General features: G+C 30.4%; 24 protein-coding genes and 1 pseudogene. 22 read left to right on the top strand and 3 right to left on the bottom strand.

All coding sequences use genetic code 11. The annotated features are described in order from the left end of the window. Nucleotides 1–6: 6 nt before the first annotated feature. The gene (locus tag IDG65_RS06700; protein WP_000656762.1) at nucleotides 7–630 is read right to left on the bottom strand and encodes a TetR/AcrR family transcriptional regulator; all 624 of its coding nucleotides are present in this window, start codon (nucleotides 628–630) and stop codon (nucleotides 7–9) included. 229 nt (nucleotides 631–859) lie between these two features. Between IDG65_RS06700 and IDG65_RS06705 the strand changes: the two genes are divergently transcribed. The 8 genes and pseudogenes from IDG65_RS06705 (at nucleotide 860) to IDG65_RS06740 (ending at nucleotide 7,504) form a co-directional block, all read left to right on the top strand. Continuing rightward, complete coding sequence (locus IDG65_RS06705) at nucleotides 860–1,144, top strand: hypothetical protein (protein WP_000134547.1); 285 nt, start codon at nucleotides 860–862, stop codon at nucleotides 1,142–1,144. Nucleotides 1,145–1,294: 150 nt separating this feature from the next. Next, nucleotides 1,295–1,615 carry a DUF961 family protein gene (locus IDG65_RS06710; RefSeq protein ID WP_000805734.1) on the top strand — a complete coding sequence of 107 codons (321 nt, stop codon included), beginning with the start codon at nucleotides 1,295–1,297 and terminating at the stop codon, nucleotides 1,613–1,615. A gap of 13 nt (nucleotides 1,616–1,628) precedes the next feature. Beyond that, nucleotides 1,629–1,931: a hypothetical protein gene (locus IDG65_RS06715; protein WP_000386891.1), complete on the top strand. Its 303-nt coding sequence runs from the start codon at nucleotides 1,629–1,631 to the stop codon at nucleotides 1,929–1,931. Between the two features lie 174 nt (nucleotides 1,932–2,105). Then, nucleotides 2,106–3,198 (top strand): annotated as a pseudogene (locus IDG65_RS06720) (replication initiation factor domain-containing protein). A gap of 60 nt (nucleotides 3,199–3,258) precedes the next feature. Further along, nucleotides 3,259–4,314: a conjugal transfer protein gene (locus IDG65_RS06725; RefSeq protein ID WP_000692002.1), complete on the top strand. Its 1,056-nt coding sequence runs from the start codon at nucleotides 3,259–3,261 to the stop codon at nucleotides 4,312–4,314. Nucleotides 4,315–4,318: 4 nt separating this feature from the next. Next, complete coding sequence (locus IDG65_RS06730; protein WP_000015639.1) at nucleotides 4,319–4,579, top strand: TcpD family membrane protein; 261 nt, start codon at nucleotides 4,319–4,321, stop codon at nucleotides 4,577–4,579. 11 nt (nucleotides 4,580–4,590) lie between these two features. After that, nucleotides 4,591–4,974 (top strand): TcpE family conjugal transfer membrane protein, encoded by a 384-nt coding sequence (locus IDG65_RS06735; RefSeq protein WP_000358144.1) that lies wholly within the window; start codon nucleotides 4,591–4,593, stop codon nucleotides 4,972–4,974. A 34-nt stretch (nucleotides 4,975–5,008) separates the two neighbouring features. Further along, nucleotides 5,009–7,504: an ATP-binding protein gene (locus IDG65_RS06740; RefSeq protein WP_001049261.1), complete on the top strand. Its 2,496-nt coding sequence runs from the start codon at nucleotides 5,009–5,011 to the stop codon at nucleotides 7,502–7,504. Nucleotides 7,505–7,676: 172 nt separating this feature from the next. On the opposite strand, the gene IDG65_RS06745 is transcribed toward IDG65_RS06740, so the two are convergent. Then, the gene (locus IDG65_RS06745) at nucleotides 7,677–8,153 is read right to left on the bottom strand and encodes a hypothetical protein (RefSeq protein ID WP_001031902.1); all 477 of its coding nucleotides are present in this window, start codon (nucleotides 8,151–8,153) and stop codon (nucleotides 7,677–7,679) included. Nucleotides 8,154–8,390: 237 nt separating this feature from the next. Between IDG65_RS06745 and IDG65_RS06750 the strand changes: the two genes are divergently transcribed. The 14 genes from IDG65_RS06750 to IDG65_RS06815 all read left to right on the top strand — a co-directional run bounded on the left by IDG65_RS06750 (nucleotide 8,391) and on the right by IDG65_RS06815 (nucleotide 19,254). Then, nucleotides 8,391–8,657 (top strand): hypothetical protein, encoded by a 267-nt coding sequence (locus tag IDG65_RS06750; RefSeq protein ID WP_000453449.1) that lies wholly within the window; start codon nucleotides 8,391–8,393, stop codon nucleotides 8,655–8,657. A gap of 62 nt (nucleotides 8,658–8,719) precedes the next feature. Then, nucleotides 8,720–10,078, top strand: coding sequence for an FtsK/SpoIIIE domain-containing protein (locus IDG65_RS06755; protein WP_061385108.1), 1,359 nt, complete (start codon nucleotides 8,720–8,722; stop codon nucleotides 10,076–10,078). Nucleotides 10,079–10,082: 4 nt separating this feature from the next. Continuing rightward, nucleotides 10,083–11,930, top strand: a complete 1,848-nt coding sequence (locus tag IDG65_RS06760; RefSeq protein ID WP_052997653.1) for a CD3337/EF1877 family mobilome membrane protein — start codon at nucleotides 10,083–10,085, stop codon at nucleotides 11,928–11,930. Further along, nucleotides 11,920–12,966 carry a CHAP domain-containing protein gene (locus IDG65_RS06765; protein WP_206174059.1) on the top strand — a complete coding sequence of 349 codons (1,047 nt, stop codon included), beginning with the start codon at nucleotides 11,920–11,922 and terminating at the stop codon, nucleotides 12,964–12,966. The genes IDG65_RS06760 and IDG65_RS06765 overlap by 11 nt, the downstream gene beginning before the upstream one ends. 6 nt (nucleotides 12,967–12,972) lie before the next feature. Further along, the gene (locus IDG65_RS06770; protein ID WP_000810443.1) at nucleotides 12,973–13,563 is read left to right on the top strand and encodes a hypothetical protein; all 591 of its coding nucleotides are present in this window, start codon (nucleotides 12,973–12,975) and stop codon (nucleotides 13,561–13,563) included. 55 nt (nucleotides 13,564–13,618) lie between these two features. After that, on the top strand, nucleotides 13,619–13,960 hold the full coding sequence (locus IDG65_RS06775) for a cystatin-like fold lipoprotein (protein WP_023915534.1): 342 nt from the start codon (nucleotides 13,619–13,621) through the stop codon (nucleotides 13,958–13,960). 108 nt (nucleotides 13,961–14,068) lie between these two features. After that, nucleotides 14,069–14,572, top strand: coding sequence for a transposase (locus IDG65_RS06780; protein ID WP_000746372.1), 504 nt, complete (start codon nucleotides 14,069–14,071; stop codon nucleotides 14,570–14,572). 28 nt (nucleotides 14,573–14,600) lie between these two features. After that, nucleotides 14,601–15,089 (top strand): IS30 family transposase, encoded by a 489-nt coding sequence (locus tag IDG65_RS06785; protein WP_176318786.1) that lies wholly within the window; start codon nucleotides 14,601–14,603, stop codon nucleotides 15,087–15,089. Between the two features lie 206 nt (nucleotides 15,090–15,295). Next, nucleotides 15,296–16,573: a YhgE/Pip domain-containing protein gene (locus IDG65_RS06790; RefSeq protein WP_052997654.1), complete on the top strand. Its 1,278-nt coding sequence runs from the start codon at nucleotides 15,296–15,298 to the stop codon at nucleotides 16,571–16,573. A 205-nt stretch (nucleotides 16,574–16,778) separates the two neighbouring features. Beyond that, on the top strand, nucleotides 16,779–17,210 hold the full coding sequence (locus IDG65_RS06795; protein WP_001253464.1) for a DUF2871 domain-containing protein: 432 nt from the start codon (nucleotides 16,779–16,781) through the stop codon (nucleotides 17,208–17,210). A 104-nt stretch (nucleotides 17,211–17,314) separates the two neighbouring features. Continuing rightward, nucleotides 17,315–17,431 carry a hypothetical protein gene (locus IDG65_RS06800; RefSeq protein WP_001805726.1) on the top strand — a complete coding sequence of 39 codons (117 nt, stop codon included), beginning with the start codon at nucleotides 17,315–17,317 and terminating at the stop codon, nucleotides 17,429–17,431. Nucleotides 17,432–17,441: 10 nt separating this feature from the next. Then, complete coding sequence (locus IDG65_RS06805) at nucleotides 17,442–18,476, top strand: NAD(P)/FAD-dependent oxidoreductase (RefSeq protein ID WP_000655972.1); 1,035 nt, start codon at nucleotides 17,442–17,444, stop codon at nucleotides 18,474–18,476. Between the two features lie 35 nt (nucleotides 18,477–18,511). Continuing rightward, on the top strand, nucleotides 18,512–18,913 hold the full coding sequence (locus IDG65_RS06810; protein WP_000241599.1) for a GNAT family N-acetyltransferase: 402 nt from the start codon (nucleotides 18,512–18,514) through the stop codon (nucleotides 18,911–18,913). 164 nt (nucleotides 18,914–19,077) lie between these two features. Further along, nucleotides 19,078–19,254, top strand: a complete 177-nt coding sequence (locus IDG65_RS06815; protein WP_000687295.1) for a hypothetical protein — start codon at nucleotides 19,078–19,080, stop codon at nucleotides 19,252–19,254. Nucleotides 19,255–19,435: 181 nt separating this feature from the next. Here IDG65_RS06815 and IDG65_RS06820 read toward each other — a convergent pair whose 3' ends face one another. Further along, complete coding sequence (locus IDG65_RS06820; protein WP_000573242.1) at nucleotides 19,436–20,440, bottom strand: oxidoreductase; 1,005 nt, start codon at nucleotides 20,438–20,440, stop codon at nucleotides 19,436–19,438. Nucleotides 20,441–20,538: the final 98 nt, after the last annotated feature.

Here is a 20,538-nt window from a genome sequence, read left to right on the forward strand (position 1 = left end):
TATTACTTAAGTTAGTGAATCAAGGTTTGATTTATGCAAACGGTTTTCTGCCATTATTCTTAATGGACCATTAAAAACAATATTATGCACATGTTTAGCTAATTCATCAACTGAAATGGGCTGTTTGTCCATTACCCAGTATTTAATAATTGAAATTGTTGCTCCGGAAACGTAACTGTAAAAATACATCTCTGGAATGCCTCCGATAGAATGATTGATACTAATATAACGTTGCATATTATTTTTAATATGTTCGTTGATTTTCAATTCTAATTGACTCGTGCGTTCCAATTGTAAAATAGTATGATAAAACTCTAAATTATCATGAATATGCTGGAAAATATTTTTGAGTATATCATTTACAAAAGTATTCGCAATGTCTTCAATTGAAGAACCGCGTAACAAATCAAATTGAGTATATGTCGTTAGTTCTGAAATATACTCATCTTCCATATCTGCGAGTAACATATATTTATCCTCGTAATGTAAGTAAAATGTCCCTCTATTGATATCAGCGCGTGTTGTTATGTCGCGAATGGTAATCTTTTCTAAATCTTTTTCTTGTAGTAATTTAGTGAACGCTTGTTTAATGGAGGACTTTGTCTTTCTAATTCGCCTATCTTCTTTCAAAAATAAATCAACCTCCTTGTGTTATTGAACAATGTGGGTGTATTTGTCTATTAATAAACGTATTGATGAACATTGTGTATTGTTTATTCCCACTTACATATTATAATAGACAACATGCGAAATATTCAACACATTGTCTAATAAGGAGGTAATTAATAAAATGAATATATTTCAAAAGGTGGTGTAAACTCTAGTTAACAGTTAATTCTTATGAAAGGAATTGATAATTATGACTGAGTTTACACCTTTTTTTGATGGTTCAAATCAATTAAATTATCGTAAATTTGTAATTTTAAGATTTCATGGTGTTTCTAAAAGAAAAATTTGTAAAATGTATAATTTTGCATATTTTCGTATATTAGAAGTTTGTGAAATGGCAAAAAAGAATGATTATCGATTTACTTATAAGGATTATAAATTTTTAAAACAATATGGTGTGTCTAATACATTTATTTGTAAGATGTATCATATTTCAATTGAAGACTTAGAATTTTTTGAGGTGATGAACCGATAGGTTTGATTAAAAATATGATAGGTCAGGAGAAGCATAGACACTCCATTATCAAAAATGCAGTGGTACGGATTTGCGGGAGTTATTCCTATTCGTGCGACCCTTTAGAAGTCGTTTAATTTTATTAAAAATTTTGTAAAGGATGGATATATTATGAAACCAGTATTGGATATTAAAAAAACTTTAGGACAATTAAACTTTTTAGGTGTAGATGAAAAATATAAATATGAAAATGGAGAGCGTACTGATAAAACTGTTTATGCATATAAATTAGCGAGTCAAGAGCAAGGTGAACAAATCACTGTTAAAACGCCTAATAAAGTAGAATTAAACTATTTACAAGAATGCGAATTAGTTGAACCAGACGTTAAAATGTATGTTCAAATGTCAGGCGATTTTGGAACTATCGCATATAGCTGGAATGCAGAAGATATTAAAGTAGTTGGTTCTAATAGTGCACTTAAACAAAAATAATTAGGTGATGTAAATGGATTATTATACAGCAGATAGATTATATCGCTACACAAATAGTTCAAATTTGAGTGAACCTATTTTAAACTATGTTGCTAGTCGTATAAATTGGGGCGATAAAGTTTCATTAATGACTTTAGCTAAAGAAATACAGTCTAAATTTAATGATAGTTACGTTAAAGAAAATACGGTAAAAGGTCGGCCTAAAATTTACGCTGACCTTTGTCTATTGTGTATGAGCTTGAGTGAAGCAGGACATGGCAGAATGCTACAAGTGAATTTGGAAGATTGTATTTATATTGGCGATATTGATGTTTAACATATAGTATTAGTGATTTAACATGACCGTGTAGCTTTTAGCGTATGCAGGCGCAGAAATGCAAGCACGGAGTGCGTTAAGCATTTGGGCGGAGCCTGAGACAAATACGCGTTAAGAAAGCAAGAACGGTCATGTATCAAATCGCTTGCGATTTGATAGGAGGCATAAATAAATATGACTTTAAAAAGCCAGTGTACCCCCCTTACTAATAGGGGGGGTAGAGCGTACAAATAAAAGTGCCGTGGAGGCAGTTGTTGACTGGGTTCAGGTCACTTTCCATATAGCCCCTATTTCAGCAGTGATTGAGGACGTTATCGGTTTGCCTATAACGTTGTTCAAAAAACGAAATAGTGGCATTTACTTTTATAATCGTGGTTATGAATTTTCAAACATTAAATTGTATTATTCAAGTGATGATGAATCAATGGGCATTCACTTACAGTTAACTGGTACAGGTTGTAGAGAGTTTGAACATCATTTACAACAGTTGAATAAAACTTGGCAAGATTTTTTTGATAAATGTTTATCAGTTAATGCAAATTTTACAAGAATTGATATTGCAATTGATGATTATAAAACATATTTAAAAGTGCCTTTATTAATTAAAAAGGCTGAAAAAGCTGAGTGTGTTTCACGTTTTAGAGCTGGAAGCGCAATAAACGGTTTTAATTTGTCAGACGGAAGAAGTAAAGGCGCTACTTTTTATATTGGCTCTAAACAAAGCAATTTATATTGTCGTTTTTATGAAAAGAATTATGAACAAGCGTTTAAACGTCATTGTGATGTCGAAGACATTGGGTTATGGAATCGTTATGAAATACAAATGCGAAAGGCATATGCAGTTAATTGTGCGAAAGTTTTGAGTAGAACAGATAATATAAGCGAAATTGTAAAGTCTATATTGCATAATAATTTGCGTTTTATCTCTCCTCCTAAAGATGGAAACGATAAAAATCGTAAGCGGTGGCCATTATATAGACCTTGGGCGTTATTTATTAAAGATACTGAAAAATTGAATTTAACTACTAGACCAACATTAAAGTCCATTGAGGATAATCTTGATTGGTTATGTAAACAAGTTGCTACTACTTTAGATACAGTGTTAACTGCCGAAAGTATGGCGCAATCTGAGGGGTTGCTTACAGATACTGATTTTTTAGATAAAATTTTAGCGCATTCACAATTTAATGATGAGCATACGAATAGAATTAATCATTATTTGGAGGCTTTAAAACAAAAAAAGCACTTATCAAAAGATAAGTGTTAAAAAAATAACTGGGATGTGATTTTTATTAAAAATTTCGTAAAGGATTTTAGAAAATCGTTTATGAAAATAATAAGCAAGTACATTTTAACACGATTTTCTAAAAACGGAAAGCATTTTGATATTCCTAAAGAACAACGCCGAGTAATTCCAAAATTTAAAAATCGTCGTAAGATGATTGTAATTTGTTTTTACTCATTATTAGCTATTTTGTTAATTCTTTTATTAGCTTCTTTTATTAAAGCTACAAGAGCAAATAATGACAGTAAAGAAGCAGTTAATAAAACGAATATGATTCAAAAAAAGTATGAAGATAATGCGAATACAGTTCAGTATAGTCCTAAATTAAAGTTATATGCTGATAAGTTTATTGATACGTATATGAATATCTCGAAAGATTCAAAAGAATTGGAATCTAGAGAAAAAGAATTGTTGAAATATTTTCCATCAGATTATAAAAAACCTGATGAAAAAATTTCAGATACAGAACGAAAATTGAATAGTAAAGAATTTTATAATATTAAACGTAAAGATAAACAAACAATTATACAGTATATTGTTAATTATGATGTGAATATTACTGAAAAGAAAGAAGTTAAAGTTAAGAAGAAAAAGAAAAGTGAAAAAGATAAAGATGAGTATGAAACAAAAACAGAAGAAAAGCAACGTAAAGTAAATCAAAACATTTTAATAAATATACCTATTAAGAGTGAAAATAATAAGTATGTTGTTGTTGAATATCCTTATTTTACGCCAATCCCTGATAGTCAATTGAATAAAGCTAAAATGGTTGAGGATAATTTGAAAGACAATAAACGGGAAGACAATCCGAAAGCAAAAGCTTTTATTGAAGATTTCTTTAATAAATATGCTTCTAGTAAGTCTGATGATATGGCCTATTTAATGGATAACCCTGAGGGCTTAGAAGGAACTAGAGAAGTTTCTCAGATAAGAGAAATTAGGTTATATCCAAAAGGCGATGATTATGTTGCTAAAGTTGAAATTTTGATGAAAGATAAAGATTCTCCTTTGGAGAATTTGGAGCATTACACATTAGATATAACAAAAAAAGATGGTAAATATTACGTTAAAAATATGACTAATTCTATTGGAGGTTAATGTTATGAGTGGTTTATTTAATTTTTTTGTTTTAGGTGCTGACCGTCCATCACTTGGTGGAGTTGGTGACTGGATAAGTAATGAAGTAGGTACGGGTATTGGTTTAGTAGTATTGGTTGTTGGTATTGTAAAATGGGCTAGTGGTAAATATGGGCATATGGTTATATTATTTGTTGTTGGTGGCTTTTTATTCTTAGTTTCTAAAGGTCCTGAACAGGTATTTAATGCGATTGCAGGTGTTTGGAAAATGATTTTTGGCGGTTGAGGTGATTCCATTTGGATAAAAAAGCTTATAATTTAAAGCGAACTTTTGAACAACCGATAGTTATGTATGAATTTACAGATAAGTTTCGTATTAATAAGGGTTTTCGTTTAGATTTTTGGGCTACATTTTTGATTGTGTGGTTTATATTATTTTTGTTATTTTGGTATTTATTACAGCCTGTAATTATGTCGATTGGTGGACTTATGTTTATTTACTTTACGGTTGCACCTTATTATATAACGAAATATATTGTTAAGTTAAAACAAGATGGAAAGAAATTATTTTTCTTCTTATGGGATTTTGTAATATTTGTTTTTAATGTGCAGTTAAGAAAAGTTAAATTAAGTTATGATGAAGAAGTAGAATATCATGATAAAAAAATAACATTTAAATAGCCCCTATTGGGGTTATTTTTATTGGAGGGATGACATGAATTTAAAAGCACCGTATGCAGGTTTAAGAGATAATTTGTTATTAACGAAAACTGGCGAAGTTTGGGCGTATTATCGTGTTCGTTCTGAGTCTATATCAACAGCAAATTATGATGCAAAAGAAGAATCAAAAAAGCGTATGCGTTATTTTTTAGAGTCGATTAAAGGTTATCAAGATTTTCATTTTGAAATGTATGACCACGATTTAGATTTGCGAAATAAATTTAAAGAAATTAGTAAAGATTTTGATGATGAAGCTTTTAATGTAGCTGAATATTATTCAAAAGAAACTATTGACGTATTAGAACAAGAATTACAAATGATTACGCATAATTCTTTTGTTATGGGTGTTAAAATACGTGAATTAGCTGACGATGCAGTTACACTTAAAGAGATTTTAAAAAGTACATTATCAGATACGGCTGAGCGTATTGTTTCGAATTTTGGTTTTGATGTGAATTTAGACGATAAAATTTTAGATAAGTATAAAACATTTGAACGAGATTTGGCTGATAGTTTTCTAGGTATTGGAGGCGAGCGTTTAACTGAGAATGAATTGGCTTATATTATTAGAAAGCCTTTTATTTCAAATGCAACACATGACGTACAGGAAGAATCTTCAAGAAGAGCTATTACAGATATTTATAATGCAGTAATTGACCCTACTCGCTTGAGTGTTTTAGAAGTTGAAAATGATAACGAGAAATTTTATACAACAACAGTTGTTGTTGATGATTTTCCGTTAGATATGGAATATACACATTTATTTGAGAAAGCTCAAAATATGCCTTTTCCGGTTGAATGCCATGTAAAAGCAAAAATCATTAATAATGAGAAAGTTAAGAAAAAATTTGACCGTGCGAAAATAAATCATAAACAACAAGCAAAAGAAAAGCAAGATACTGGCGACAGTGCTTCGGAAGATGTTCAAGATAATTTGTTTGTATTGAATCAAATGGAACGAGAAGTGACTGGCTCAGGTGTATTTATTGAGTGGGTATTTATGTTTGTAATTAAAAGTGATGATTATAGAGATTGTAAACGTAAAGCAAAGCGTTTGATGAAACGATTAAAGGAAACTCAAATATATGCAGTTAATCCATTAGCTGACCAGTTACAATTGTTTTATCAATGTTTACATGGTAATGATTTATTTATTAATAAGTATTGGTTACAAAGAACAACGGCAACAGGTATAGCAGAGAATTTATTTGGTGTGTCTCAAAGTTTGGGAACAAAAACGGGTTTTTATATAGGGCGTATTGATAAATTTATACGTTCTGTTTCACGTGAGGAAGCTGTTGCAAGTTCAAGGGATATAATTTTATTTAGTTTATTGTTGGCAGCAAAAGGTATTAAGGGGGCTGTCAGTGATAGTCCGCATGTTTTAATTACTGGTCAAACTGGTAAAGGTAAATCATTTTTAGCAAAACTATTGTGGATTTATACATCATTCTTTAAAGGTCAAATGTTGTACTGGGATCCAAAATCTGAGTTTGCAGAATGGTTTGATAGAGTAACAGAAAGTGAAGAAATGCAACAAAAGTATCCCCTATTTATTAATCATTTAAAAACATTTAAATATGTAACATTGAATTATGAAGATTCAACCAATTATGGTTGTTTAGACCCTATTGTATTTTTAGATGGTATTGAAGCCAATGAAATGTTGAAATCGGTGTTTGATGAAATTAAATCTTTTGAAAATTATCATCATATTGAAACGGCAATTTATCAAGCTATTTCTGATACTGTTGAAGAACGCGAAAATGGCAAAAAAGTTGGTTCATTAAATGTAATTGAAAAATTACAGAATAATGAAGATGAGCATGTAAAAAATGCAGGCGATTTATTATTTGAAAAAACGCAAAACAATATTTTAAAACTTGTTTTTAGTGATGGTACGAATCCAGCTTTAAATATTCAAGAAAAAGCAACTATTTTACAGGTTAAAGGTTTAGATATGCCTAAAGCAGATGATGATACATCAAGTTATTCAACAAGTGAGAAAAATGGGATTACATTAATGTTATTAATTGGTAAGTTTTTAGAGAAATTCGGTTCTCGTAGAGATGTTCAAACGACTATATTTATTGATGAGGGTTGGGCTTTTAGTGCTTCAAGACAAGGTAAAAAAGTTGGTAAGCGTATAAAAAGAACGGGACGTTCTGAGAATAATTCACTTGTATTTATTACACAATCGGTAAAAGATAAAGCAGATGATGATGGTGGTAACTTTGGTTGTCATTTTGCATTTGATGAAAAAGATGAACGTGAGGATATTTTAAAATCTTTAGGCTTAGAATATTCAAAAGAATCTCCTGAAAATATGGAGATGTTGAAAGATTTAAAGAAAGGTCAATGTATATTCAGTGATTTTTATGGACGTGTTGGAAAAATGGTTGTACATTGTCCATTTGAGGAAATGACTGAAGCATTTAGAACACAAGAAGATTCTGCAAGTTCTAAAGCAGAAGAAAAATTTGCGATGTAAAAAATTAAAAAGATACACTTTATTGAAGTGTATCTTTTAAACGAGGTGTTATAAATGATTGAAATATTTAAATCATTTATATTTATATTATTTGCATGGGTAATTTTTTATTGGATTATTCCCTATGGTATGTATTTAACGTTAAAACATAAAAATATGGAAAAGGAATCAATTATGCGTCACGATGTTTATTTGAAAAATCGTGACTGTTTAAATAAAGATAAGTAAAGAATAAGAATCCTGAAATACAAATAATGCAAGTGTCGGTGGCTATTTTATCATTAGTCATTTTTGCGATTAAAAAAATATTAAATTGTTGTGTTAGTAAACTGATTAACCATCCAAGTATTTCACCTATTCGAGATGGAATTATTATCTTGAAGACACAAAGCAGTATAGATAAATAAAGTAAACAAGCACAAACACCAATTAGATAAAAATAGAACAGATATAAATTATAAATCATATCAGAATTAATATTACTAAAAATTTTAGAGATATGGTTATTTGTAATTGCATTTAACATATCTTTGATGCCAACTAGTATTTTAGGTTGAAATATATAAGTGATAAATATAGCTATATTAATATACGTTAATATAAATAAAGCTGTACCAATATTTAACCAACTTAATTTAAATTTGTTCATAAGGAGGTCATCCTTTCAAATGTTTGTTTTGAATTGTATTGCTTCGTTATTTATTTTGTTTTTATCGATTAAACGGATTAAGTATTTACTAGATAAAGAAGAAAATAGACATAAAGTTGAAATTAATAAAATAAAAACAAATATATTTAAAAACATAAAATAATTTAAAATGATTATACAATAAGGTATAATACTTGTTAAGTACTTGACACATATTGTAAAAGGAGCGATTTAATATTGGAAGTTTTAAGTAATTTAACAATGAATTTTATTTTTGTAGGCTTTATTGTTATTAGTTTATGTATAGTATGTGTTTTTGTTTTAAATTATTTTTATAAAAATGATTATATTGAGTATTATCAATGGAAATCTTGGAAGAGAAAGCTTTTTATTATGATGTTTTTATTTATTGTATCAATAATTCTTTTATTTTTTGCACATCGATGTTTTGAGAAAAGTATTACTGATTATAATAAAAATATGGAAGAACAATTGGAAAATTAATATTTTGTTTTAAGCATGCACATTATTTGTGTATGCTTTTTATTTTTAAAGGAGTGCATATAATGGCAATGAATGAAATTGCTTTATTTAAAGGTATACGTATACAGCCTTATCAGAAGTATATTGATTTTATGTTTGCAGGTGCATTAGCATTTATTTTTTTGATATATCGTATATACATTTTGTTTATTGATTATAAATCAGTTAATAAAAAATTGGATATATTGACGTTGTTTGCATATTTTAAACCGCATTTATTGTATTTATTAATTGGTACAGCAATTATATTTGTGATATGTAAGCTTATTGCTCAGCTTTTAATACGTTTTAAAACAAAAGATTTGGCTGAAATGATTGAAACACAAGGCTTTCATAATCGTACAGTAATCAAGAAAACAACTGAGTATATCCCTATTGATTATAAACAAACTGAATATGATTATTATCCAACAATGTTTTATAAGCGTGGTAAAAAATCTTTTGTTATTCATATTAAGAAAGACGGTTCGAGGTTTCAAGATAATTATTTAGAGTTAGAAACAATTATTGAACCAATGTTTAATTCTGAATTAGTGGAAAAAAAGCATATTGGTCGTTATTTGAGATATGAATTTATGCCACTTAAATATAAAAAGCGTATTGTTATGAATGGAGAACAAGAATCAAATACAATTTTTTATGATACAAAAATTGCTATTACGCATCAAATTACTTGGGATTTTGTGAAAGCACCTCATGGATTGGTTACAGGTATAACCGGAGGTGGTAAAACATATTTTTTATTTTATGTGATTCGTGAGTTATTCCGTAGACATTCAGAAGTACGTTTATTAGACCCAAAAGTTTCAGATTTGAGCTTTATGAAGCGCGTTATTGGTGATGATAAAGTTGCAGATACTAAAGGTCAAATATTAAAACAATTGAGAGAAGCTAATAATGAAATGGAAGAGCGTTTTAGATTAATGAATGATAGTTCGGATTATAAAATCGGAAATGATTTCCGTAATTTTGATATGCGCCCCTATTTCATTATTTTTGATGAGGTAACGGCTTTTACTTCAACTTTAGATAAAAAAGAATTACAAGAAATGAATGATTATTTAATTAATATTATTATGAAAGGTCGTCAAGCTGGTGTATTTATGTTTTTAACAGCACAAAGACCAGATGCAGATGTGATTAAAGGTAATGTGCGTGACCAATTAGGGTTACGTGTGTCTTTAGGTAATTTGTCAAATGATGGTTATCGTATGACCTTTGGTCAAACTGATAAAGAATTTCAAACGATTCATGATAGTGATATCGGCCGAGGTTATATATCTATACTTGGACAATATAATGAACCAATTTTATTTGATGCACCTTTAATGGAACAATATGATTTTGTGGAAGATGTGAAACAAATATTAAATAAGGAGTGATTTGATGAAGCATAAAAGTGTGTATCTTTTATGCTTTTTAATTTTGCCTATTCTGCTTTTAACATCTGTGAGTGCTTACGCTGTTTCTAATCCAGTTGGAGAGCCCTCACATGCAGTTAAGCCAAAAATTGAAAAGTATGATTTATCACATTATCGTTCAATATATAGTGAAAAAGGCGACTGGAATCCGTTTGGTCAAGAAGAAATTTCACGACAAATTAATAATGTGTCAGATTTTTTCTTTTCTATGACTAAGATTTTAGCAGGTGTTACAGATTATGCGATTGAAAATTTATTTCAACTAGATGTTATTAATGATTTTGCGGATAAAATCGGCGATTTTGTTGGGGATATATATCAAAAGTTATTGAGTAATTTGGCAATAACATTATTTATTATTGTTTGCTTTAACGCATTTATTATTTTTAGTGTACAAGGTAATGCAAGAGAAGCATTAAAGCGAGCGTTTTTAATTATGTGTTTGATTGGTTTTGGTGTTGGTATACTTGCGAATGCAGGTAATATTATACGTGGTACAAACAATATTGGTAAGGATTTGAATAATATAATTATGAATAGTACATCTTCTATTGATGGGAACATTGATTATATTCATGAGAATTCAGGTATGAATCATATACGTAATCAATTATTTGATATGACGATATATAGAACATATTTAGTAATGAATTATGGAACTGTAGACGAAAAAGAGATAAAAGCAAAAGGTAAAGACCGTATTGATAACATTTTAAAACAAGATTTTTCAAAAAAAGGACAAGATGAGATTGATAAAATTGTAAAAAATGAGGTTGAGAAAAAAGATAATAAATATATGACGCAAGGTTATGTATTTCAAAAGTTGGCTATTTCAGTTATTGGCTTTATTATTACTGTTTTTATGTCAATTGTATTTTTATCAATTAGTTTTGCGAAGTTGATTTTTTCTACATTTGCTTTATTTTTATTCTTATTTTTAGTATTCAGTTGGATAGTGAGTTTTATACCAGGATTTGAATTATCTGTTTTCTCTGCGTTTGCAAAAACGTTAGGCTATATTATTTTAAGTGCCTGTATGACATTCTTATTTGTGATAGTTGGTTTGTGTATCAAGCTTGCAAATAGTTTTATTGAACCGGATAGTCAAAATGCTTATTTTTTAAATTCAATATTTATAATTGTAATATTGTTTGTAATGTATAAAAAACGGGCTCAAATTATCAATTTTGTAAGTCGTGGTAATATTAGTTTTTCTCCTAGTGCAATTGGTGCTGGTGTGATGAATCGAACACAAGAACGTTTTAATAAGATTCGTCATGAACAAGCGCAAAATAAGAAAGCTAAACGAGAAAATCAAAGAGATGAACCCGCCCCACCACTTCAAAATGATAATGATTTAAGAAGAAGACAGCAGGATAAACCAATGCCTTTATTTATAAATAAAGATAATCAAAAAAATGGTAATAAGCGAAGAGAACAACAAGAGTCAATGAATGGTAATGATGTAAAATCTGCTTCTGTTGAATCAAATGCAAATGATTATTCTAAACAACCACAAAAAGTATCACAGCAAGAGCATCAAGTACGAGAAACAAGACAGCGAAAAGATATACAAAGGTCGCCACAAGTGGTTAATCAGCCATTAAATAATGAGAATCATTCAATAAATCGTAAAGAACAGAAGTCAGTTCAAACTGCTTATGATACTGATGTTCAAAAACGACAAATACAAAATGCGACACAGAATCAACAAAGTAGACAATCTGGAAATCGTAATCAACCTATTACACGTAATTCTCAGTCAAAAGACCGTCTAAAAGAGCAAAAGGATATCAATAAGCATGGTAAATAAAAAAGATATTGCTAAAAAAGTAATAGGTAAAACGCCAATAGGTGTTAAATTGAAATTAGCGAAAGTCATCATCATTTTGTGTGTGGTGGCTTTTTTTACATTTCCAGTAATTGTAATGTTTTTGTTAGCGCCTGATTCAAATAAAGATAAAGATGATGCTGGTTGTACTGTTAGTGGCGGTAATGTTTCGGCAAATGGTATTGATAAGTTTAATGAAAATGCTAAAGGTGGAAAATTAGAGGGTAAAGGAAAAGAAATACAGAAAATTGCAGAAAAAAATAAAGTACCTGTGAATATTTTTATGGCTATTATTGCGAGTGAATCACAATGGGGTAAAGGAGAAAATGCGACAAGAGAAAATAATCCTTTGTCTGTTATGGGTTCAAAATCGATTCATGATTCAACATATCCAACTATTGAAGACGGTCTTAATGCGGGAGCTAAAAATTTGTATGATGTTTATATTTCTAAAGGTTTAGATACTCCTAAAAAAATAGGTCCCAAATATGCGCCTGTTGGTGCGTCAAATGACCCTAATAATATGAATGCCCGTTGGATACCAACAGTTGAAAAAATTATGAAAGATTTAGGCGGTTCAGAAGCTAAAACGTCATGTAGTAATGGTAAAGGAAAGTCTATAAAGTTTAATGGTAAATTGCCACATTGGTCAAATGATGACCCTGGAAAAGGTAATTTATACACTGCCGGTCAATGTACTTGGTATGCATACGGTATGCGTCAAAAAATGGGTAAACCTGTATCAACTTATTGGCATGATGCACATAAATGGAATGATAGGGCTAAGGCTGAGGGTTATAAAGTTGATAAAAATCCGGAACCTGGTGCATTATTTATTGCTGAACAAGGTGCAGGCGGTCATGATGGGCATTATGGTCATGTGGCTGTTGTTATTGGTGTAAGTGATGGTGGTAAAACATTTAGAATAACAGAAATGAATTGGGAAGCTGCTTTTAAAGTTAATGAACGTACATTGAAAATGACTGATGGATATAGTTTTATTCATGATAAGGAGTGAAAATAAATGAAGCAAAAAATTATTATGTTTACTCTTGTAACAGTAATATTATTTTGTGCTGTTTTAATTGGTTATCAGATCCCTAAACAACAAGTTAAAATGAAACAAAATCAAATTGAAGATTTACAGGAAGAACAACGTATATTAAGAGATAAAAATGGAGAGTTAAATAAACTAGTAAAGAGACAATCAAAAACAGTTATTTCTGATGAAGAAAAGCAAATACGTGAAGTTTCTTCAAATTTTGTTAAACAGATGTTTGAAATGAAAAAAGATTCTTCTTTTAAATCAAAAGCACCACAAATAAAGCCTTTAGTTACAAAGGATTATTACGATACATTATTTAAGGATTCTAAAGATAAATATGATTTATATGATGATATAACGGTTAATGATATTCATGTTTATTTTGATACTTATGACCCTAAAAAAGATAGTTATAAAGTTTTTGTTCAGTTCGACGAACGTATTGAAACAGATGGAGATGATAAAATTGAACATCGTCAAACATCTGCACAATTGGATTTAGTTCGTACAGCTGAAGGTTGGCGTATTGATAATTTAAAACGTTTCAATTTAAAACCTCTAGGACGTTAGTTTGTTTCAAGACGATAGCAATGATATAATTTACGTAAAAAGGAGTGAATTTATCATGAGGCGATGGTTTGTATTAATTTTAGGATTAGTTATATTATTATCTGCATGTGGTCAGAAATATGATAAAGAGATTGATGCAGTTTTAAATTCTGAAAGAAAAAGTATGAGTGAGTCTTCTTTTAAGAAGCCTAAAAAAAGTAATAGTGATTTTAAAGTATATGAAGATGGTAAATTTATAACTATTTCTTTTGTTTATGATAAAGATGGTACAGTGTGGACAAGTTTATATAAAAAAAATGAGACAACAGATAAATATGTAAAAGTTGAAGATATGAATGAAAAAGAATATCAAAGTAATCATAAACCAGTTTATGAAGAAAATAATATGAAAAAATAAAGAATCAACTCCCTATACGCTTTAGCGGTGGTATCGGGAGTTGATGAACATATATCCTCTTATAACTTATTTTATAAATAACCTTTTTAAAAGTAAAGGAGGATATACATGAAAAAAAGAAAAAAACGTAAAGAATTAGATTATAAAACACGTCTAGCTATCGCAAAGTATTTAAATGATGGTTTAAACATCATTCAGATTTCTAAGATTTTAGGTCGTGATGATGCGGTTCTTTATAGAGAAGTAAATAAGCGTTCTGTTGATGGTGTTTATAATCCTTTATTAGCTGAGGAAGATGCTATAAAATCGCGTAGTATTTCAGATGAACAAGTTGCTAAACGTAGACGTTTGAATGATGAAACAAAAGCATATATTGAAGAAAAACTTTCATTAAAATGGTCTCCTAGACAGATAGCAAGTCAAATTGAAAAAGATACAGGGCATTATATAAGTTATCCTACTATATATAGATATATTCGCAATGGATTGGTAAAAGTTGATGTTAAGCGTGATATGAGACAAGCAGGCAAAAAATATAATAAGTCTTCTGAAAAGCGTGGCAAATTAGACGTAGGGTCTCGTGTTATAAAGTATCGGCTCAAAAAGTATTAATAATCGTGAAGAATTTGGACATTATGAAATTGATACTGTTTGGAGTGTTAGACCATCAACATATTGCTTGTTAACTATTATTGAAAGAAAAACAAGATATTTATATGCTAGTAGATTAAATACACGTAAATCCAATGTAGTTTGTAATGAGATTATAAATATTATGAAACCATTATTACCAAAAAGCATAACTATGGATAGAGGTAAGGAGTTCGCTCTATTTGAACAAATAGAAGATGAATTGAATTGTAGTATTTATTTTAGTGATTTGGGTTGTCCATATCAACGTGGTTCCATTGAAAATGTAAATGGACTTTTAAGACAGTATTATCCTAAAGGTACGGATTTTGCAAATATAACACAAAAGTCATTAGATGAAGCTGTTAAACAAATTAATACACGGCCTCGAATGATATTTGACTATAAATCGAGTGAGGAAATGCTAAAGTACCATGTAAGCACACAAAATTGTGAACCTATATTAAATGACTGTGTGAGGCACGAACCCGTCAATTAATATAGGTTAATCTAAGCGAATGGTTTACAATGAGCGCGGAAGGACAGGACGAATAAATTTTGTATATAAAATGCATAATCTAAAAAGAAGCATACTATTTAAATCTGTGATTTTTGACAGATATTACTAGTAAAATGCTTCTTTTTCTTCTTCTGTACTCTTTTAGTAATATTTATTAAAAAAATTTAAGAAATTCTCATTTTTCTATTGACACACTGCCAAATAAATTATTATGGATTGCACCAATAGCAACTATGATTATCTTGGTAATCTTTTCTTTAGCTTTTTATCCTGCATATAATCCTAAACCGAAAGATTTACCAATTGGTATATTAAACGAGGACAAAGGTACAACGATTCAAGATAAAAATGTTAACATTGGTAAAAAATTAGAGGATAAATTATTAGATAGTGATTCTAATAAAATTAAATGGGTTAAGGTTGATAGTGAAAAAGACCTTGAAAAAGATTTGAAAGATCAAAAAATCTTTGGAGTAGCTATTATTGATAAAGACTTTTCAAAAGATGCTATGAGTAAAACACAAAAAGTAGTTATGGATAGTAAAAAAGAAGAAATGCAACAAAAAGTTGCTTCAGGTGAAATTCCGCCACAAGTGGTTCAACAAATGAAACAAAAAATGGGGAATCAACAAGTAGAGGTTAAGCAGGCTAAATTTAAAACGATTGTAAGTGAAGGATCAAGCTTACAAGGTTCACAAATTGCATCAGCTGTGTTAACTGGTATGGGTGATAATATTAATGCTCAAATTACGAAGCAAAGTTTGGAAACATTAACGAGTCAAAATGTTAAAGTCAATGCCGCGGACATCAATGGTTTGACGAATCCAGTAAAAGTGGATAATGAAAAACTTAATAAAGTTAAAGATCACCAAGCAGGTGGTAATGCACCATTCCTAATGTTTATGCCAATTTGGATAGGTTCAATCGTAACGTCTATCTTATTGTTCTTTGCATTTAGAACTAGTAACAATATCGTCGTGCAACATCGTATCATTGCTTCAATTGGACAAATGATATTTGCAGTTGTTGCAGCATTTGCAGGTAGCTTCGTTTATATTTATTTCATGCAAGGCGTTCAAGGATTTGATTTTGACCATCCAAATCGTATCGCAATTTTTGTAGCACTTGCGATTCTTGGTTTCGTGGGTCTTATTTTAGGTGTTATGGTATGGCTAGGTATGAAGTCAATTCCAATTTTCTTCATTTTAATGTTCTTTAGTATGCAACTTGTAACGTTACCTAAACAAATGTTGCCCGAAAGTTATCAAAAATATGTATATGATTGGAATCCATTCACACACTATGCAACAAGTGTAAGAGAACTATTATACTTGAATCATCAAATTGAATTAAATAGTACAATGTGGATGTTTATAGGGTTTATGATTTTTGGCGCTGTATCAAGTTTAGTTTCAGCTATTGTTAGAAAACATAGCACAAAACGTACTGAAGTGCCGTCATAATTTAATAAATAGGAATATAGCTATACAAGACGTTTGTAGCGAGCGTCATGGTATAGCTATTTTATTTGTATAGTACTTGATGTAAAGTTATTTTAGCTGTCATACTATGTGCTAAACCAAATTCAGTTGTGTCATATCTTCGCTTTTTTGTCACTGTTATAATAGGTATAATCGGATATAATGAAAAGGTGAGGGAGGATTCAAAATGCGTAGGTTATTATATTCATTTCTTTTTTATATGATCATAGGTTTATTTAGTGGATTTTTCTATAGAGAGCTAACAAAAGCATATGATTTTACTGGTACAACACAATTATCACTTGTACACACACATACACTTATTTTAGGTATGTTTATGTTTTTAATATTATTACCATTGGAGAAGTTATTTAAATTATCAAGTTACTACTTATTTAACTGGTTCTTCTATGTATATAACATAGGTGTTATCGTTACTATAGGTATGATGGTGACAAAAGGATTCTTCCAAGTCACTGGTAAATCATACTCTCCAGAAGCATTTGCAGGCTTTGCAGGTATTGGGCACACAGGTATGCTTGCAGGTTTATTGTTGCTATTTTTCCTTTTAAGACAAGCAATTCTTAAAGAACCACGTGATGAGTCTTTTAAAAAATAATATAACTAGTACTAAAAAATATACACATCTTTCAAAGGAACATTGTTGTTTCGTACTTTGAAAGGTGTGTTTTTATATTGTGATGGGATAGTTATTGATAATTCATGGCTAACTATGCGATTTATTTTAACAATATAAATATTAATAGTATAATGTCTTTAAATGATAATAATTATCAATTTGAGCGCGTTAATGAAAGAAATGAATATAGAGAGTCATAGGAGGCACATAATGAAAGACGTTACAATCATTGGTGGCGGTCCGTCTGGTTTGTATGCAAGCTTTTATGCTGGATTGCGAGATATGTCTGTAAGATTAATAGATGTTCAATCTGAATTAGGGGGTAAGATGAGAATTTACCCTGAAAAAATTATTTGGGATATTGGCGGCATTGCCCCAAAACCTTGTCATGAAATTTTAAAAGATACAATTAAGCAAGGATTATATTTTAAACCGGAAGTTCATTTGAATGAACGTGTGGTAGATATTAGGAAAAAGGCAGAACGTCATTTCGAAGTTGAAACAGAAGCGGGAGAAATATATACATCGAAAGCAGTTATCATTGCAATTGGTGCGGGTATTATTAATCCAAAACAATTAGATGTTAAAGGTGTAGAGAGATATCAATTAACTAATTTACATTATGTTGTACAAAGTTACAGACGTTTTAAAGATAAAGATGTATTAATATCAGGTGGAGGAAATACAGCATTAGATTGGGCGCATGATATTGCCAAGATTGCTAAAAGCGTGACAGTTGTTTATCGAAAAGAAGATGTAAGTGGTCATGAAGCGATGAAAACACTGGTGACAGATTTAAATGTGAAACTATGCCCGAAAACACGTATTAAATACTTGGTCGGCAATGATGATGAAACGCATATAAGTGAAGTTGTTTTGGAACATGTTGAAAGTGGTGATACGCATACAGTTAAATTTGACGATGTCATTATTAGTCATGGTTTTGATCGTTGTAATACATTATTGAGTGAAACATCTTCAAAGCTAGATATGCATGATGATTGTCGTGTTAAAGGATTTGGTAATACGACAACTAGTATACCTGGTATCTATGCGTGTGGAGATATTGTTTATCATGATGCAAAATCACATCTAATTGCAAGTGCATTTAGTGATGGTGCAAATGCAGCGAACCTTGCTAAAACATATATCCAACCAGATGCGAATGCAGAGGGTTATGTTTCAAGTCATCATGAAGTGTTTAAAGAAGCGAATAAGACTATTGTAAATAAACATTTATACTAGTTTGATATATTGTGTGATGAAAAGTGGGGTAAATAATGGTTAAAGTGACATATGATATTCCGACTTGCGAGGATTATTGCGCATTAAGGATTAATGCAGGTATGAGTCCAAAGACGCGCGAAGCAGCTGAAAAAGGATTACCTAATGCCTTATTTACAGTAACCTTGTATGATGAAGATCGGTTAATTGGTATGGGTAGAGTGATTGGCGATGGAGGAACTGTTTTTCAAATTGTTGATATTGCAGTTTTGAAAAGTTACCAAGGTCAAGGTTACGGCAGTCAAATTATGGAACATATTATGAAGTATATTAAAAATGTATCTGTCGAAAGTGCATACGTTAGTCTGATCGCAGACTACCCAGCGGATAAATTATATACAAAATTTGGATTTATGCCTACCGAACCAGATTCAGGCGGTATGTATATCAAATTTTAAAAATGAAAAATCGTACCGATAAACATACTGAGTTTTCTACACAGCTTAACTTAGTATGTTTTTGTTTTTCTAAGTAATGATATTAAAAAAATGTGTGTTTTATGGTAAAGTTCAAGTTGATATGATATAGAATTTTCGACTTTGTAACTAAGGGAGTTAGAACAATGAAAATCGATACATTAAGACAAGCTATAATATATTATTTTGTTGCACTTGTGTTATCAGCTTTAATGATCTATTTATTTTTAACAAATATTGAGAGAGTTATTTTGTATAGTTGTGCATTCACAGTCGTTTATTGGGCAATATATGCCTTTGATGTATATAGAAAGAGAAATTAAATATGAATTGTAAACGAATCAACATTTATTTTGCTTAATGTGTAGGTATGATAGGTGCTGAAAATACATGGCTTTCCAAAATACACTAAAGTAAAATGTTAATTGATGAAGTATCGGAAATTTAATAATCCACAACAAATAAAAAGACATCTCGCATAACGGGATGTCTTTTTCATGAATACTATTTATCTACACCGAAATCGATAACAATGCGGCCTTTATTTTCATGTTTAATTACTTTGTTAAGTTGTTCTGGAAGTTCATCAAATGTAATAACTTGCTTGATCTCATGTAAATTTTCAGGCATTAAATCTTTTGCGAGACGACGCCAAACGCGCTGTCTTAATTTCATAGCAGTAAATACCGAGTCAATTCCTAAAATGTTTACACCTCTTAAAATGTGAGGGAATACAGAATTAGTATAAGTATTACCGGCAGTCATACCAATAACTGCAATTGACCCACTATGATTTAAACGCTTTGTAACATAATTAATACCTTCGCCACCAACAGGGTCTACACAAGCTTGCCAAGTTGATGATGCGAGTGGCTTTTTATGATCATCTTCAACAGGAAGTCGATCGATAACTTCTTTGGCACCAAGTTCAAGTAATTGATCGCTAACATCTTGTTTACCTGTACTTGCGATAACTTTATAACCAAGTTCATTAAGCATGAGTACTGCTAAAGTACCGACACCACCTGAAGCACCGCGAACGAGTACAGGACCATCTTCAATATTCATTCCAACTTTTTCAAGTCTTTCAATTGCTAAACCGGCAGTATAACCAGCTGTGCCATATATCATTGATTCTTCTAATGTTAAAGTATCAGGAAGCTTGATAATCCATTCTGATTTTACACGCGCATATTCACTAAAACCGCCATAATGGCTAACACCTAGGTCATAACTCGTTACAATTACTTGTTCTCCTTTTTCAAATCCTGGTGCTTCGGATTCAACAATTGTTCCAGCTAAATCTATTCCTGGAATCATAGGATACGATTTTACGACTGCATTATGATCTTGAGTCGCTAAAGCATCTTTATAATTTATACCAGAGTAATGTACTTTAATCAGCACATCTCCTTTAGGTAAATCAGTAGGCGATAATTGTTTGAAAGTTGGTGTCACTTTACCGCTCTCATCTTTATCAATTACAAACGCTTTAAATGTTTCTATCACAACGATACATCCTCTCTTTTTCTCTTTTGAAAATACGGCCATTTTACTGGAATAAATGTATCATTTATTGATGTTACACACAATCAATACAATTTGTA

Source organism: Staphylococcus sp. EG-SA-17, from assembly GCF_017151845.1.
Lineage (GTDB): Bacteria > Bacillota > Bacilli > Staphylococcales > Staphylococcaceae > Staphylococcus > Staphylococcus aureus.